Source organism: uncultured Umboniibacter sp. (assembly GCF_947497555.1).
In the GTDB taxonomy this organism is placed as follows: Bacteria; Pseudomonadota; Gammaproteobacteria; order Pseudomonadales; family DSM-25080; genus Umboniibacter.
In genome coordinates, this window is sequence record NZ_CANMGY010000001.1 from 285,360 (window position 1) to 300,250 (window position 14,891).

Here is a 14,891-nt window from a genome sequence, read left to right on the forward strand (position 1 = left end):
ACCTACCACTTTGCCGTTGGAGTTTTAACGCCAAGCTGATTAAGAGTGAGATCGCCATCACCAGCTTGCGTTGAACCAGCAACGGGCGTGGCGGTTATGACGAAGCCTGGTGGAGCCGAGCTGACGGCAATAGTTACCGTATAGACTCCGCTAACCGATGATGGTTCCGTAACGCCTAGATTAGCAATGGTTGCGGTATAGCTTCGACTATCCAAAAGGTATTGTTGCTCCGCCGAAGCCAGCTCTAACATGTACTGTTGAGCGGCCGTGCGATTTGCGCGAGTTACATAATCATCGTATTGAGGTATCGCGATCGCCGCCAAGATACCTATAATCAATATCACTATCATCAACTCGATAAGTGTAAAACCTTTCGCGTGTCTCTTCATCTCAATCAAACTCTTGTTTGTTAGCTCTTATTATCGTCACCGGCTGAGCTAGCGCCAGATTATTCTAGCTAGCTTGTGCGGTTAGTAGACATTTTATTGACTAAATTTGAAACAGGTCACGTATTCCAAGGCCTGTTCTATTTAGTTTTCGATGTTTAGTCAGCTTAATCATGACCTAAGCTGCGCCTTTATAATGACTACCTTACCTACTAACGATAATGGACTCCACTCATAATGGTCTTAAATAAGGTTCGCCACGGTTTACAGCCCTCAAATCTGAACGTAATGTAGTGCTTACCAAGACATAAAAGGAACATTATAATGAAGCCACTCCTAACGCTCGCGCTTAGTCTCGTAGCGCTAAGCCCAATGGCCTCTGCCGACAACATTAAAGAACAAGTGGCCAGCATTGAACCGCAGGTTATTGAATGGCGACACCACCTCCATCAAAACCCAGAGCTTTCTAACCGCGAATTTCAGACCGCCATCTACATTACCGAGCACTTAGAATCTCTTGGCATCGAAGTAGAAACGGGCGTTGCACATACCGGTGTTGTAGGAATTCTGGATTCCGGCAAGCCGGGCCCGGTTATTGGCCTGCGCGCTGATATGGATGCACTCCCTGTGTTAGAGCAAACGGGTTTAGACTTTGCCTCAACCGCTATGGGGGAGTACAACGGTGAAGCCGTTCCGGTGATGCATGCCTGCGGCCATGACACCCACGTCGCGATGCTAATGGGTGCGGCAGAATTACTGGCCGCCAATACAGACGCCTTCACGGGCAAGGTTATCTTCCTTTTTCAACCCGCTGAAGAGGGCGCTCCTCGCGGTGAAGAGGGCGGCGCTGAACTAATGGTCAAGGAAGGCGTGCTCGATCGTCATAATATTGATAGCGTCTTTGGGATTCACATCAGCTCGGGCGAATTGATGGGTGCTATTGGTTACCGCGAGCGCGGCATTATGGCATCAGTGCAAGATTTCAAAATCATCGTTAAGGGCCAACAGGTCCACGGTGCCTACCCTTGGGGCGGTATTGATCCGATTGTCGCCTCGGCCCAGCTCATTAACCAGTTACAAACCATCGTGAGTCGAGAGGCCGAACTCATTAACGCCGGCGCGGTAGTCACCGTTGGCGCTATTCACGGCGGCGTTCGCAGCAACATTATCCCCGAAGAGGTGGAAATGCTTGGCACAATTCGAACCCTTGATCCGGATATGCGCGATCAAATTTGGGCTGCTATGCATCGTAAAGTTGCCGGTGTCGCCATGGCAACGCGCACTGATATTGAGCTAATCCTGCCCTATAGTAGTAATTACCCGGTGACCTTTAATGATCCAGAGCTAACCCGCTCCGTACTGCCTATCGCACGCCGAACGGCAGGCGATGATAAGGTATTTGAGCGAAATGCCGTCACGGGTGCCGAAGACTTCAGCTTCTTCCAGGAAAAGGTTCCTGGCGTCTACTTTTTCCTCGGCGGCCGCAATCCTGATACAGCCCCCGAAGATGCACCCGCCCACCATACGCCCTACTTTGTCGTTGAAGATGGCGCGATGAAAACCGGCGTCGAGCTGTTCTACCGGCTCATTATTGAATATCCGAATCAGTAATCGCCTCAACGTACGCGACTGCCAATAGCGCAGTCGCGTACGTGACTCATCAGCCACAAATCGTTACAGACTAAAACCCTTAGCTAAGCTAATCTAAGCCCCATATACGTGCGTATAACACAGCACAACGGGGGCAATATGTCAGAAGAAATTACACTTTTTAAAGATATGGTTCTGCGCTTTTTCGAACAGGAAGTGGCGCCACACTACGAGCAGTGGGAACACGACCACAGCATGCCACGCGATTTTTGGCGCACGATGGGCGAAGCGGGGTTATTGCTAGTAGATATGCCGGAAGAATTCGGCGGCTCGGAAACCAGCGTTGATGTAGCGCTAATGATTATGGAGGAGCTATCACGCTGTGGTTATTTTAGCCTAGCTACGGGTTACAACATCCATGCGAATATCGTCGCGCCTTATGTCATGAATATTGGCAACGATGCGCAACGTGCACGCTGGATCCCAGGGATGGCGAGTGGCGACATCGTTACGGCTCTGGGGATGACCGAACCTGGTGCAGGTAGCGACGTGGCGGGTATGCGTAGCACTGCCATTCGCGAGGGCGACCACTACCGCCTTAATGGCTCAAAAATCTTTATCACTAATGGCATCCACGCCGATATGGTCATTGTCTGTGCCAAGACTGATCCCGCCGCAGGGGCGAAAGGCATTTCACTGTTCTTAGTTGACACCTCGCTACCAGGGTTTTACAAGGGTAAAAGACTAGAGAAAATGGGCCAGCACAGCAGTGATACTGCCGAACTCTTCTTCGAAGATGTCATGGTGCCAGCAGAATGTTTGCTGGGTGAAGAAGGCAAGGGCTTCATGTACCTTATGCAGGAACTGCCTCGTGAACGTTTGGGCTGTGCAATTCAAGCTATCGGCCACGCTCAGGGCGCGCTTGATATGACCTGTGAATACGTCACGGACCGCAAAGCATTCGGCCAGAGCATAGCTCAGTTCCAGAATACCCGCTTCAAGCTCGCTGAGCTGAAGACGGAACTCGAGATGAGCCGCGCTCTCTACGAAAAATTAAAAGCCAAGTTCGCTGAAGATCAAATGACCGTTGATGACGGTGCGATGATCAAATTGGCGTCGACTGAAATGGAACTGAAAATGGTAGATACCTGCCTACAGCTTCACGGTGGTTATGGCTACACGGACGAATACGAAATCTCTCGTTTCTACCGTGACGCGCGAGTACAAACTATCTATGCAGGAAGTTCTGAGATCATGAAAGAAGTGGTAGCGCGAAGCATTCTTGGGCGCTAACTCCTTTTCAGTAGATTTTGGAGCAATAACTTCATTCTAGAGCTTCCCAATGCTCCGTTTTCTAAGGTAAAACTAAAAAAGGCGACTGAGAGTTCAGTCGCCTTTTTCATCTTTGCTGCTGAGCAGCTTGGTATTCGAACTCAGTTTGTCTAAGTCTCGCCTAGGCGAAACTAGTCTTTCAACTTAGTATACTTGATGCGCGATGGTTCATAGTTAGGACCATGGCGAGCAATCAAATCCTCGTGGTAGTCCGCGTAAGAACCTTCCATAAAGACGACTTTTGAGTCACCTTCAAACGCCAAGATGTGAGTGGCAACACGATCCAGGAACCAACGATCGTGCGAGATAACCATGGCACAACCCGGATAATTCAACAACGCCTCTTCCAATGCTCGGAGCGTTTCTACGTCTAAGTCGTTAGTTGGCTCATCCAACAGAAGTACGTTAGCACCTTGTTTGAGAATATTCGCCAAATGTAGACGACCGCGTTCACCACCCGAAAGATCACCCACGCGCTTCTGCTGGTCCATTCCCTTAAAATTAAAACGCCCCACATAGGCACGGCTTGAGGTGGTGTAATTGCCAATAGTGATATTGTCTAAGCCGCCCGAGACTTCTTCCCAAACGCTTTTGTCATTATCGAGCGCATCACGGCTCTGATCAACGAATGCCAATTTTACGCTTTCGCCAATCTCGATATTACCACCGTCCGGTTGCTCTTGACCGTTGATCAACTTGAATAGTGTAGATTTACCGGCACCGTTACCGCCAACAATCCCCACAATAGCACCCTTCGGAATGGAGAAACTGAGATCCTCGTAGAGCACCTTGTCATCGAAACGCTTGGTAACGTTGTTAAACTCGATAACCTTGTCACCCAAACGCTCACCGGGCGGAATGTAGATTTCGTTAGTCTCATTACGCTTCTGAAATTCACGACCGCTCATTTCCTCTACGCGCGCCAAACGAGCCTTATTCTTCGCTCTACGACCCTTCGGATTCTGGCGAGCCCACTCCAATTCATGCTTCATAGTTTTTGCATGAGCGGCCTCCTGTTTCGCTTCCATCGCCAAACGCGCTTCCTTTTGCTCTAACCAAGTGGTGTAGTTCCCTTCGTAGGGAATACCTTCGCCACGGTCTAATTCAAGAATCCAGCCGGCACAGTTATCAAGGAAGTAGCGATCGTGAGTAATGGCCACAACAGTCCCATCAAAGTCTAAGAGGAAGCGTTCTAACCAAGCTACTGATTCGGCATCTAGGTGGTTAGTCGGCTCATCCAGTAGCAGCATATCAGGGCGCGACATAAGCAGGCGGCATAGCGCTACGCGACGACGTTCACCACCCGACAAATTAGTGACATCCGCATCCCAAGCAGGCAAACGTAGCGCATTTGCGGCGACTTCAAATCGGTTGTCTAGATTGTGCGCATCCCACGCCTGAATAATATCCTCAAAGCGCGCCTGTTTTTTAGCCAGCGCGTCAAAGTCGGCGTCTGGCTCTGCATAGTCGGCATAAACCTGATCGAGGCCAGCTAAGGCATCAACAGCTTCGCGAACGCCATCTTCAACATTACCGCGAACATCCTTTTCAGGGTCCAGATGTGGTTCCTGCTCGAGGTAACCCACCTTGATACCCGGCATGGGCCGAGCTTCACCCTCATAATCTTTATCTACTCCAGCCATAATACGAAGCAAGGTAGATTTACCCGCCCCGTTTAAGCCTAAAACGCCAATCTTGGCGCCAGGAAAAAATGACAGAGAGATATTCTTCAGGATATGACGTTTCGGCGGAACGATTTTGCCCACACGATTCATTGAAAAAACGTATTCAGCCATGGTGTTCTTGAGCCCTTATGAAAAACTGGTTGAGATCGTTATATACTAGCCACTAATTGTAACACTGCGTTCTGCGATGATAAGCGTAAATCGCGGTGAGCCACCAAAAAGGGCAATTTTTGTGCAAAATGACGAACTAAATTGGTCCGTTTACCTCATTGAGACCGTGGATAACACGCTCTACTGCGGCGTCAGCAATGACGTTGAAGCTCGATACCAAGCCCACTGTGCTGGCAAAGGCGCCAAGTACACTCGCGCACATCGCCCCAAAGAGCTAGTCTGGACCGAGACGGGCCACTCCTATTCGTCGGCCCTGAAACGCGAGTACGCGATTAAAAAACTATCACGTAAACGGAAACTCTCTCTTATTGCAGGAACTAGCTCATGATCCAACGAATTTGTGTTTATTGTGGTTCGTCAGGCCAGGTGTCCCCGAGTTATCTAACCGAGGCCGCGGCGCTAGGAAGACTCTTTGCCGAACAACAGATCACCCTCGTCTATGGCGGTGCTAATGTGGGTTCCATGGGGGCTATGGCCGATGCCTGCTTGGCAGCAGGGGGAGAGGTCATTGGGGTGATGCCTAAAGGTTTGGAAGAGAAGGAAGTCGCCCATCAGGGCTTGACCGAACTGCATATCGTAGCAGACATGCATCAGCGCAAGGCGATGATGGCCGACCTAGCCGATGCATTCATCGCTCTGCCGGGTGGAATGGGCACGCTTGAGGAATTGTTTGAGGCGCTCACCTGGGCGCAGCTAGAATTTCACGGTAAAGCCATTGGCGTGTTAAATAGTCAGGGCTATTTTAGTCAACTTCTTGCATTCCTCAGCCACGCTGCAGCGGAAGGGTTCATGCATGAAAGACACGTTGGACTATTGCTGGAAGATTCCTCAGCCCCGGGATTGCTAGAGAAGCTGCGAAACTACCAACCACAGCAACAAAGCAAATGGTGGTAATTAACGCGCAGAGATCGAGGAAGCGAATACTCTCTCGCAGAGACTTCCCCGCTAATACGCTGTCGCGGACATTGATGAGGCAGATTTAGCGGACAAGCTTACCAGCCTACTTAAGCCTCTAGGCGCGCGAAATGTAGCGCGCTTCGTCCACATTCACACGAATCTTTTCACCTGTAGCTAAATATTCCGGAACTTGAACCACTAAACCAGTATTACAGGTTGCTGGCTTGGTTCGCGCCGCCGCGCTGGCGCCTTTGATCACTGGCGTGGTATCCACTACGGTCAACTCAATGGTTGAAGGAAGCTCCAGAGCCACCACATTTCCGTCTACCAAAAGCGCTAGCGCGCCCTGAAGGTCCTCACTGATATAGAGCACCTGATCGCCCAATGCATCTCGACTCACGGGAAACTGGCTGTAGTCTTCAGTATCCATGAACACCATAAATTCGCCATCGTCATAGGAGTAAGTCACTTCGCGGCGAATCAAATCGACATCGGGCAGCTGATCGTCCCCCTTGAAGCGATCTTCCAACTTTGCTCCCTCTGGGATAGTGGAAAATCTAACTTTGTAAAGGGTGGCCGCACCGCGAGCAGAGGGGTTTTGTACATCAATGATACGCACGATGCACATTTGATCCTTGTAACGAACTACCTGGCCTTTCTTAAGTTCTGCAGCGCGTGGCATAGCAGCAATCTCCACAATAGGTTGATGAATATAGGGCTATTTTAGCGAAAGCTTGATGCAACTTACAGTTTAAAGCGTCAACAGGATCGTAATTTGAAGAACAAGACGCCCGCATTAACGAATGCTATGCTTTGAAAACTCACGAGGAAACGTAGCATTAGCAGCAGGAATGCGATGAAAGTCTTAATTTTCGGTAATTCAGGTTCAGGGAAATCAACCTTAGCTAAACGCTTGAGTCAGCAACATGATTCATTTCATTTAGACCTCGACAACTTCGCGTGGGAGAGTACTTTACCGCCAACTCGAAAGTCACTTGAAGACTCCCTCGCTTTAATTGAGGCCGCCGTTGCAGGTCATGATCAGTGGGTGATTGAGGGTTGCTATAGTGACTTACTCGAACCACTTTCGACTCAGGCCGATCAACTAATTTTCTTAAATCTGTCAGTAGATGATTGCATTCGCAATGCTAAGAGTCGCCCCTGGGAACCGCACAAATATGCCACGCAAGCGGAACAAGACGCCAACCTACCCATGCTGCTGAACTGGATTACGGACTACGAGTCGCGAAACGACACCTTCTCTAAAGCTCATCATAAAGCACTCTATGACGCGTTTTCGGGCGAAAAAATTGAGCTAACTCAAAATCAATAAGCTATCAAAAAATGCGGTCTACTCGCTTTCACAGTTTGCTATACCTTCGAATAAAAACTTAGGTTGAGACGGTTAAACGGTAATATTGAACGCCAATTAGCTTTACACCTCGTTCCGCCCATCCCTATAATGCGACCACCTGAAAGGTTTTTGGTTTCCTTCGGAATTAATAGGGAATTCAGCGCTTCGGCGCGTTAATTGAAGCTGTCCCCGCAACTGTAGCTAACGAGATATCATCACTTGTGTACCACCATGTATTTGGGAAGGTCTGATGCGATTGCTGACTTAGTAGCCAGGAGACCTGCCAAGAACCCGTTGTCCCTCGTTCATCGGGTGAATGATCGAAGCGGATTGCCGTCTGACAACGCGGGTTGGCGGGCTAGCGATGCTAGGCCGAATCATCTCAATTATTACGGCAGAAACCATGACCTACAAAACACTTTGGTCCGCGGGCGCTATCAGCGTTGCGGCCACTCTTAGCACCTCCCTTTACGCCAGCGATCAACACCTCGAAGAAGTTAATGTGACCGCGCATCGGATGCCTGTGGCAGCCGATCAGTTGGGCTCCACCAGCATTAGCCTATTAGGTAGTGAACTCCGAGAGCAGGGAATTTACTTCGTCAGCGAAGCGCTTCAGCGAGCGCCGGGCGTTTCACTGGCTAGTAATGGCGGTACCGGAGCCCTTACCCAAATTCGCTTACGCGGCCAAGAGGCCAACCACACCTTAGTGCTGCTAGACGGCATGCGCATTAATGATCCTGTCACGGGTTTCGTGGACTTAGCCAACCTTCGCCTCACCGGTGTAGCTCGCATTGAGATCCTGTACGGTCCGCAGAGTGTGCTATATGGCACTGACGCTTCCGGCGGCGTGATCCATATCATCACCAACAGTGGTGAAGAGCAGAGCCTTGGATTGAGTGCTGAAGTTGGCAGCAATCAAACCGCACGCGTGTCCATCGCGGGAAGCTTCGATACCGATTCCGTTTATGGCGGGCTCCAATACAGTCACTATCAAACCGATGGCATTTCAGCGGCAAGCGAAGCGCGAGGAAGTAGCGAGAAGGATGGCTATGAATCCGATGCTGCCAATATACAGGTAGGTGCTCGCGTAAACGGCTTTGATGTCAATCTTGTGGGCTACGATAGTAAAAACACCGTTGGCTTTGATGCCGATGATTTAACTACAGGTCTCCCCATTGATGAGGCTATCGGGTTTGAAAATCGCCAAGATCGGCACTCCCAGTATGTTCGTGCTAGTGCCAGTTTTGCTTCGAGTACTGACGCATTCAGAGTGATGATTGCGTATACGCAGGGTAAGGACACCAATGACACCAGCAGTTATTCACCTGGCTACCCCAGCTACGGCATCCCCGCCGGCATGCAGGAGTACATTGCCGAGGGCGAACGAGACTACACGGAAGCGACAGCTAGCTACCGATTTAACGAAGCCGTTCAACTGCTTGTGGGTGCGGATCTACTTGATGAAGAAGTTGGTACCACCTTTTTTCCGACTCAGGCCATCAGCAGCCATAGCGTTTTCGCGCAACTCATGGGTGAATCAACGGGTATTAGTTATTCAGTTGGCTTGCGTAATGACGACCATGATCGTTTTGGCACCGAACTGAGCTATCGTGGCACTCTGCGCTATCAACTGTCGTCGGACTTAAGCATTCGTGGTAGCTACGGCACGGGCTTTAAGGCGCCGTCGCTATTCGAACTATACGACTTTGGCGGCAACCCCGACCTCCAACCAGAAACATCAAAAGGTGCAGACCTAGGAGTGGACTGGCAGCTTAATAACATCAGCATTTCCGCCACGCTATTCCAACAGGAAACTGAACAACTGATTCGTTCGGTGGGCAACTTCCCTAATTCACGGATGGAAAACGTTGACTCAAGTAAAGCCAAGGGGCTTGAGCTACAGTATGACCAGCAGCTCTCTTCAACTTGGCAGTTAAATGCCAACTACACCTTCACCGATGCTAAGGAGTACAATCCACAGACTCAGCCAGCGTTGCGCGTACCTAAGCATCAAGCCTATGCTATGGTGAATTGGCAAATGGTTGAACAGGCGGCTATTTGGACACAACTTCGTTATACCGGTGAGCGCACCGACTACAACTGGTTGTTCGCCAACTACCCCACTCTGGACAGCTATATCACGTTAGATGTCGGTGCTCGTTATCAAGTAACGGATGCACTAGCGCTTAACCTTGGTGTTAATAACCTCCTGGACGAAGATTATGAGAGCGTTACCGGTTTTGGCCAGTTGGGTCGCACTGCTTCTCTCATCATTAGCTACAGCCTCTGATCGGCCCGAGCGAGTCATCTCGCTCGACCTCTGTAGCGACTGGCTGCTGGCTCACTATGCTGAGCCCGGCCAGGTTCTTGCTCTCAGTCCGCTGAGCGCTAGCTATCAGGGGCCAATTGATACCTCTCGGTTTGCGCTTCACGACGGCTCGCTTGAGCAGTTAATCAGCCTTAATCCAGACCTGATCGTAGTTGGGCAATACAACGCTTGGCTGCTTCGTGAGCGCCTAACAGCGCTGGGCTATCCAGTGAAAACCTTGGCACTGCCACAAACCTTGCCAGCCGTAGATGATCAAAATGCAACGCTGTTGTCATGGCTGGCTCCCACGCAACAGTATGAATCGCAATTCCGGCCGGCACCCCCGCTCACGGAAGATGCGCCAAAGTTACTTAAGTTAGGTTCCAACGGTATTGCTACTGGCCTGGATACCTTCGAGAATCAGCTCCTTGAACAGGTGGGATTTCGGAATTACTCGGCTCACTCTGGTTATCAAGCCATCGATCTTGAAGCTATTATCGCTTCGCCGCCCGAACGGTTGTTGATTGCGGCACCTCAGAGCCCGGCCTTGGCAAATTTAGTCTTTGAGCACCCTCTCTGGGAGCAACTTCTTAGTCCAAAGCAAATATACACCTCCGACGATTGGCGCTGGCAGTGTCCAGGGCCTTGGACTTTCGAATTAATTGAGGAATTACGCGCATGGCATTAAATCTTCGGCTGATGCTACTGCTAGCCGTTTTACTCCTAACCTCGCTATCACTCGGCAGTGTTTGGGTATCGCCATTGGCGGGCCTCATTGACTTCCTGAGCCAGCAAACCACCTTAGCGGGGATGGTAATTGGTGACATCCGCTTACCACGAACCCTGCTAGCCGCTCTTTGCGGAGCCTCATTAGGGCTTGCCGGTGCCGCACTTCAGGGGCTACTTCGTAACCCCTTGGCTGACCCCGGCTTAGTTGGCGCGTCACAGGGTGCCGCACTTGGCGCTGCAGCAGCCTTCTATTTTGGTGTCGGTGGTCTGGCAGCAAGCTATGTCATTCCGGGAGCTGCCCTCATTGGCGCTGCTCTCTGCCTGATGGGAGTACTCGCGTTAGCGGGCTCAAGTAGGCCGGCGTTACTTATTCTTTCCGGTCTTGCCATTGCCACGGTAGCTTCGGCTCTATTGGCCATGGTGTTGAATTTCGCTCCGAATCCCTATGCCATGCAAGAACTCGTATTTTGGTTACTGGGCTCGGTCGCTAATCGTGACTTTAGCCACGTCGCAATTGCGCTAATGGGGTTGACGGCCGCTATTGTCCTTATCCTCCCGCAGCGCCGATTTCTGTTTGCGTTAACTCTGGGCGAAGAGGTGGCCGAAACCTCTGGTTTCAATGCTAAGTTAAATGCTCGACTCATTATTATTGGCAGTGCCATTGCGGTGGGTAGCTGTGTCGCAGTCGCCGGAAATATTGGTTTCGTAGGTTTAATTGTGCCGCATCTCATCCGCCCATTGGTAGGGCATCGACCCGATCGCAGCCTAGTCCCAGCAATGATTGGCGGTGCCGCTCTGGTGGTTGCTGCCGATCTGTTTGTCCGAGTCGTCCCCTCGGGTCAGGAGCTCAAGTTAGGTATCGTGACCTCACTGCTTGGTGCGCCGCTGTTTATTAAGCTGATTATTTCGGAGCGCAAGAAATGGCTGTAGTCACTCTCAATGATGTCAGTTTGGATCAGCGCCTGAGCAATATCTCGTTCAGCATCAACGAGGGCGAAGTAATTGGCATCATCGGCCCTAATGGTGCGGGTAAATCTACCCTCATTAAATTGCTCACAGGTCTATTAACACCAGATAGTGGCAGCATAGACTTTCTTGCCAAGCCGCTCACCTCCTATTCCGTTAAGGAACGCGGGCGGAGAATTAGCTGGATTCCTCAACATATCGAAACCAACTGGCCTATTTCGGTGCGTGACGCAGTAGAACTTGGCACGTTAATTCATGGTAATCACCAAGCCATCGATGCCGCAATAGCGAAGGCTGATCTAGCGCCACTTGCCAGCAGGCAATTGGACTCTCTTTCCGGCGGGGAGCTGGCTAGAGTTTGGTTTGCCAGAACGCTTTCCAGTGATGCGACACTGTTACTCGCCGATGAGCCCGTTGCCGCCTTAGACCCTCGTTATCAGCTTGAGCTACTGTCTCGAATCTGCGCAGAGGCTACTGCCACCAAGGCAGTGGTATTGGTACTACATGACCTCCAACTCGCTGCCCATTACTGTGATCGACTGCTACTTATTCATGAGGGTCAGTTAGTTGCAAGTGGAACACCCAAGTTGGTAATCCAGTCCACTGCGCTCGAAGCCTGTTTTGGGGTTGGCTTTCAGGTGGACTTTAATCAGTCGCCGCCGCTGGTTAGAGCGGTTGCTGCCAACGAAGAGCACCATCATGACGCTTAAGCACCGCGGTTCAATCAACGAGCTGGTCTATCCCTTCATCTATGAACCTTCGCCGCTATGTGACTTCGAGGTCTTGACTGACGAACTGGCAGCACGCCTAGGTGGCATCGCACAGCACCTCGAAGCTAGTTGTGAAGATATCCGAACGGATATTGCTACCTTGGTTGAGTGGGCCTTTCACCTCAACGGCTCAATTCGCGGTCGGCAGGCTATTCATGAAGAGCACATCAGCTGGTTAACCAAGCGCTACAAACACTATCAGGCCGAACTGGGCGATACGGTGACGAGTTTTGTACTACCAGAAGGCGCTGCGCCGGTTAGTGAGCTCAATCTCGCTAAGTGCAACTGCAAGAAAGTAATTCGTCAAATGGTAGTCATTGATGCAGCGGGCATTGAAATTCCGCCGGAACTCGTGCGTTTTACCAACCTACTCGCCAATTGGCTATTTTGCGTTAGTATGGTCATTAATAAGCGCAGGGGCTTCCCTATTCGCACTTTTGTATCGCAGTCCTACTAACACGGAGTTGATCTATGCCCATCGCCAAACGTATTGCTCTCGTTGCTCACGACAACATGAAACCAGCGTTGCTAGCTTGGATTGAAACGCACCAAGACCGACTACGAGATCAGCAGTTATTCGCAACGGGAACCACTGGTAAACTCATAGCTAGTGCCCTGGAGGCACCTGTACATTGCTTTGAAAGCGGACCTCTGGGCGGCGACCAACAGATTGGCGCACTCATTTGCGAAGGCGGTTTGGATATGATGATTTTCTTTTGGGACCCGCTAGAAGCCCAACCCCATGACCCCGACGTAAAAGCCCTGCTTCGCTTAGCGGCGGTATGGAACGTACCGATGGCCTGTAATGAAGCCACGGCAGATTATCTTATTCAATCACCACTGTTCAGCGAAGACTATTGCCCTAAAGCACCGGATTTTAGCGTGTATCGTGCACGCAAAGTCGGCGCTTAAAGCCTCGTCGAAGGGTTGCTGCTTAGAACAAAGCCTCTAACGCTTCGGCAAGCGTAGCGACCGCAACCACTTCCACACCCGGAATTTTTCCCGACGGCGCGTTAGACTTCGGTAACACGATACGGGTGAAGCCGTGTTTAACCGCCTCTCGTAGACGTTCCTGACCCGATGGGACGGGACGAATCTCACCACTCAGACCAACTTCACCGAATACCAACAGATCTCGCGGTAACGCGTTATCGCGTAAACTCGACACGATTGCGCACAATAGCGCCAAATCTGCCGACGTTTCCAACACTTTAACGCCACCCACCACATTAACAAAGACATCTTGGTCGCCCACCATAATGCCCCCGTGGCGATGTAAGACAGCCAACAGCATGGACAATCGATTAGCGTCTAAGCCCACCGCTACCCGTTTGGGATGTCCAGTGTGCGAGTCGTCAACTAAGGCCTGAAGTTCAACTAACAGCGGACGTGTTCCTTCCCATACTGCCATAATGGCCGAGCCTGAGCTCACCGCCTGATCCTTCTGCAGGAAAATAGCCGAAGGATTCGCAACGGCTTTGAGTCCCTTGTCCGTCATAGCGAACACGCCTAGCTCGTTGACCGCCCCGAAACGATTCTTCTGTCCTCGCAGAGTTCGGAACCGTGAGTCATGAGTTCCCTCAAGAAGCAACGAGGCGTCTATCATATGTTCAAGGACTTTGGGGCCAGCCAAACTGCCATCTTTGGTTACGTGCCCCACTAATAGGAGTACGGTACCCGTTTGCTTCGCATAGCGAGTGAGAAACGCCGCTGACTCGCGCACTTGCGAAACGGAGCCCGGCGCAGAGCTAATATCTTCCATGTGAACAACTTGGATAGAGTCAATAACCATCACCTTCGGCCGCTCGCTCTCGGCCACCCGACAAATTGACTCCACACTGGTTTCGGACAGCATTTTCAATTTATCGACTGGTAGGCCCAATCTATTGGCTCGCATCGCAACCTGTTGCAGTGACTCCTCGCCAGTGACATACAAACAGCTATTTTGCTGTGCGAGGAAGCACAGTGTTTCCAGTAGCAAGGTTGATTTGCCTGCCCCAGGGTGACCACCCATCAGAATGGCGGACCCCGGCACCATGCCACCGCCTAGAACACGATCGAACTCCGCGCTACCACTACTAAAGCGTGGTAAGTCCGCCAAATTAATATCGGCGAGTGTTTGAACCGTTTGACCGCCGGCTGAGCCCGCGTAACCCCCACGAGCAGCGGCCACCGGTTTGGCGCCAGAAGAGGATCCCAAACGGACTTCCGAGAGCGTATTCCATGCCCCGCAGTCATTACACTGCCCTTGCCAACGTGGGTAATCTGAACCGCAATCATTACAGACAAAGGCTGACTTGGTTTTTGCCACAGGGCTGCTCTCCGACGGATATAAAGGAAGTCTTTGATGTTACAGGATGCTGTCAATGGGCGCCAACATCGAATCGTGACGACATCGAATCGTGACGACATCGAATTGTGACAACATTACACAGTGACGCCCGCAAGCCCTATTAAGCTTTTATCGCTGTAGGCGTTGGCTCAATTCAATACGGGCAAGAATGCACGAGCGACTTAGAAGCCAACGAAGTGATAATTTTGGAATAGATGATCTGATGAGATTGATACTAAGACTTTATTAAGTACATGAAGTAGCACGTCCATGTGCATAAATGCCCGCTCGAAATACTGTGGAGCAAATCGCTATTCAAAGAACAACGAGCCTCCCCCAAAGCGCTCAACACAGTAATCTGTTTGAACGAT

15 protein-coding genes and 1 riboswitch are annotated in these 14,891 nt (G+C 50.9%); of the genes, 11 read left to right on the forward strand and 4 right to left on the reverse strand.

The features are described 5' to 3' along the window. Positions 1–2: 2 nt before the first annotated feature. Entirely contained in the window at positions 3–389 is a 387-nt protein-coding gene (locus Q0698_RS01215) for a type IV pilin protein (protein ID WP_298632921.1), read from the reverse strand. Positions 390–710: 321 nt separating this feature from the next. On the opposite strand from Q0698_RS01215, the gene Q0698_RS01220 reads away from it, so the two are divergent. Next, positions 711–1,997, forward strand: coding sequence for an amidohydrolase (locus tag Q0698_RS01220; protein WP_298632923.1), 1,287 nt, complete (start codon positions 711–713; stop codon positions 1,995–1,997). 138 nt (positions 1,998–2,135) lie between these two features. Continuing rightward, the gene (locus Q0698_RS01225; RefSeq protein WP_298632925.1) at positions 2,136–3,269 is read left to right on the forward strand and encodes an acyl-CoA dehydrogenase family protein; all 1,134 of its coding nucleotides are present in this window, start codon (positions 2,136–2,138) and stop codon (positions 3,267–3,269) included. 170 nt (positions 3,270–3,439) lie between these two features. On the opposite strand, the gene ettA is transcribed toward Q0698_RS01225, so the two are convergent. Further along, on the reverse strand, positions 3,440–5,104 hold the full coding sequence (ettA, locus tag Q0698_RS01230; RefSeq protein ID WP_298632927.1) for an energy-dependent translational throttle protein EttA: 1,665 nt from the start codon (positions 5,102–5,104) through the stop codon (positions 3,440–3,442). 121 nt (positions 5,105–5,225) lie between these two features. Between ettA and Q0698_RS01235 the strand changes: the two genes are divergently transcribed. Then, positions 5,226–5,492: a GIY-YIG nuclease family protein gene (locus Q0698_RS01235; protein WP_298632929.1), complete on the forward strand. Its 267-nt coding sequence runs from the start codon at positions 5,226–5,228 to the stop codon at positions 5,490–5,492. Then, positions 5,489–6,058: a TIGR00730 family Rossman fold protein gene (locus Q0698_RS01240; RefSeq protein ID WP_298632930.1), complete on the forward strand. Its 570-nt coding sequence runs from the start codon at positions 5,489–5,491 to the stop codon at positions 6,056–6,058. Before Q0698_RS01235 ends, Q0698_RS01240 begins: the two co-directional genes overlap by 4 nt. Before the next feature lie 118 nt (positions 6,059–6,176). Here Q0698_RS01240 and yeiP read toward each other — a convergent pair whose 3' ends face one another. After that, the gene (gene yeiP / locus Q0698_RS01245; RefSeq protein ID WP_298632932.1) at positions 6,177–6,743 is read right to left on the reverse strand and encodes an elongation factor P-like protein YeiP; all 567 of its coding nucleotides are present in this window, start codon (positions 6,741–6,743) and stop codon (positions 6,177–6,179) included. 174 nt (positions 6,744–6,917) lie between these two features. Between yeiP and Q0698_RS01250 the strand changes: the two genes are divergently transcribed. The 7 genes from Q0698_RS01250 (at position 6,918) to Q0698_RS01280 (ending at position 13,100) form a co-directional block, all read left to right on the forward strand. After that, entirely contained in the window at positions 6,918–7,394 is a 477-nt protein-coding gene (locus Q0698_RS01250; RefSeq protein ID WP_298632934.1) for an AAA family ATPase, read from the forward strand. Positions 7,395–7,528: 134 nt separating this feature from the next. Beyond that, positions 7,529–7,718, forward strand: a riboswitch (cobalamin riboswitch). Positions 7,719–7,731: 13 nt separating this feature from the next. Further along, positions 7,732–9,705, forward strand: coding sequence for a TonB-dependent receptor (locus Q0698_RS01255; RefSeq protein ID WP_298632935.1), 1,974 nt, complete (start codon positions 7,732–7,734; stop codon positions 9,703–9,705). Next, positions 9,638–10,411, forward strand: a complete 774-nt coding sequence (locus tag Q0698_RS01260) for a hypothetical protein (protein WP_298632936.1) — start codon at positions 9,638–9,640, stop codon at positions 10,409–10,411. Before Q0698_RS01255 ends, Q0698_RS01260 begins: the two co-directional genes overlap by 68 nt. Next, positions 10,402–11,382 (forward strand): iron ABC transporter permease, encoded by a 981-nt coding sequence (locus Q0698_RS01265; protein WP_298632937.1) that lies wholly within the window; start codon positions 10,402–10,404, stop codon positions 11,380–11,382. The genes Q0698_RS01260 and Q0698_RS01265 overlap by 10 nt, the downstream gene beginning before the upstream one ends. Beyond that, positions 11,373–12,128, forward strand: a complete 756-nt coding sequence (locus Q0698_RS01270; RefSeq protein ID WP_298632938.1) for an ABC transporter ATP-binding protein — start codon at positions 11,373–11,375, stop codon at positions 12,126–12,128. Before Q0698_RS01265 ends, Q0698_RS01270 begins: the two co-directional genes overlap by 10 nt. Further along, positions 12,118–12,645, forward strand: a complete 528-nt coding sequence (locus Q0698_RS01275; RefSeq protein WP_298632940.1) for a hypothetical protein — start codon at positions 12,118–12,120, stop codon at positions 12,643–12,645. The genes Q0698_RS01270 and Q0698_RS01275 overlap by 11 nt, the downstream gene beginning before the upstream one ends. A 14-nt stretch (positions 12,646–12,659) precedes the next feature. After that, on the forward strand, positions 12,660–13,100 hold the full coding sequence (locus Q0698_RS01280; RefSeq protein ID WP_298632942.1) for a methylglyoxal synthase: 441 nt from the start codon (positions 12,660–12,662) through the stop codon (positions 13,098–13,100). 22 nt (positions 13,101–13,122) lie between these two features. Here the strand turns inward: Q0698_RS01280 and radA are convergent, their stop codons facing one another. After that, positions 13,123–14,499, reverse strand: coding sequence for a DNA repair protein RadA (gene radA, locus Q0698_RS01285; protein WP_298632944.1), 1,377 nt, complete (start codon positions 14,497–14,499; stop codon positions 13,123–13,125). Positions 14,500–14,891: the final 392 nt, after the last annotated feature.

Coding starts and splice junctions, on each gene's coding strand:
- Q0698_RS01215 (WP_298632921.1), bottom strand. CDS start 389: ATGAAGAGACACGCGAAAGGTTTTACACTTATCGAGTTGATGATAGTG.
- Q0698_RS01220 (WP_298632923.1), top strand. CDS start 711: ATGAAGCCACTCCTAACGCTCGCGCTTAGTCTCGTAGCGCTAAGCCCA.
- Q0698_RS01225 (WP_298632925.1), top strand. CDS start 2,136: ATGTCAGAAGAAATTACACTTTTTAAAGATATGGTTCTGCGCTTTTTC.
- ettA (WP_298632927.1), bottom strand. CDS start 5,104: ATGGCTGAATACGTTTTTTCAATGAATCGTGTGGGCAAAATCGTTCCG.
- Q0698_RS01240 (WP_298632930.1), top strand. CDS start 5,489: ATGATCCAACGAATTTGTGTTTATTGTGGTTCGTCAGGCCAGGTGTCC.
- yeiP (WP_298632932.1), bottom strand. CDS start 6,743: ATGCCACGCGCTGCAGAACTTAAGAAAGGCCAGGTAGTTCGTTACAAG.
- Q0698_RS01250 (WP_298632934.1), top strand. CDS start 6,918: ATGAAAGTCTTAATTTTCGGTAATTCAGGTTCAGGGAAATCAACCTTA.
- Q0698_RS01255 (WP_298632935.1), top strand. CDS start 7,732: ATGATCGAAGCGGATTGCCGTCTGACAACGCGGGTTGGCGGGCTAGCG.
- Q0698_RS01260 (WP_298632936.1), top strand. CDS start 9,638: ATGAGAGCGTTACCGGTTTTGGCCAGTTGGGTCGCACTGCTTCTCTCA.
- Q0698_RS01265 (WP_298632937.1), top strand. CDS start 10,402: ATGGCATTAAATCTTCGGCTGATGCTACTGCTAGCCGTTTTACTCCTA.
- Q0698_RS01270 (WP_298632938.1), top strand. CDS start 11,373: ATGGCTGTAGTCACTCTCAATGATGTCAGTTTGGATCAGCGCCTGAGC.
- Q0698_RS01275 (WP_298632940.1), top strand. CDS start 12,118: ATGACGCTTAAGCACCGCGGTTCAATCAACGAGCTGGTCTATCCCTTC.
- Q0698_RS01280 (WP_298632942.1), top strand. CDS start 12,660: ATGCCCATCGCCAAACGTATTGCTCTCGTTGCTCACGACAACATGAAA.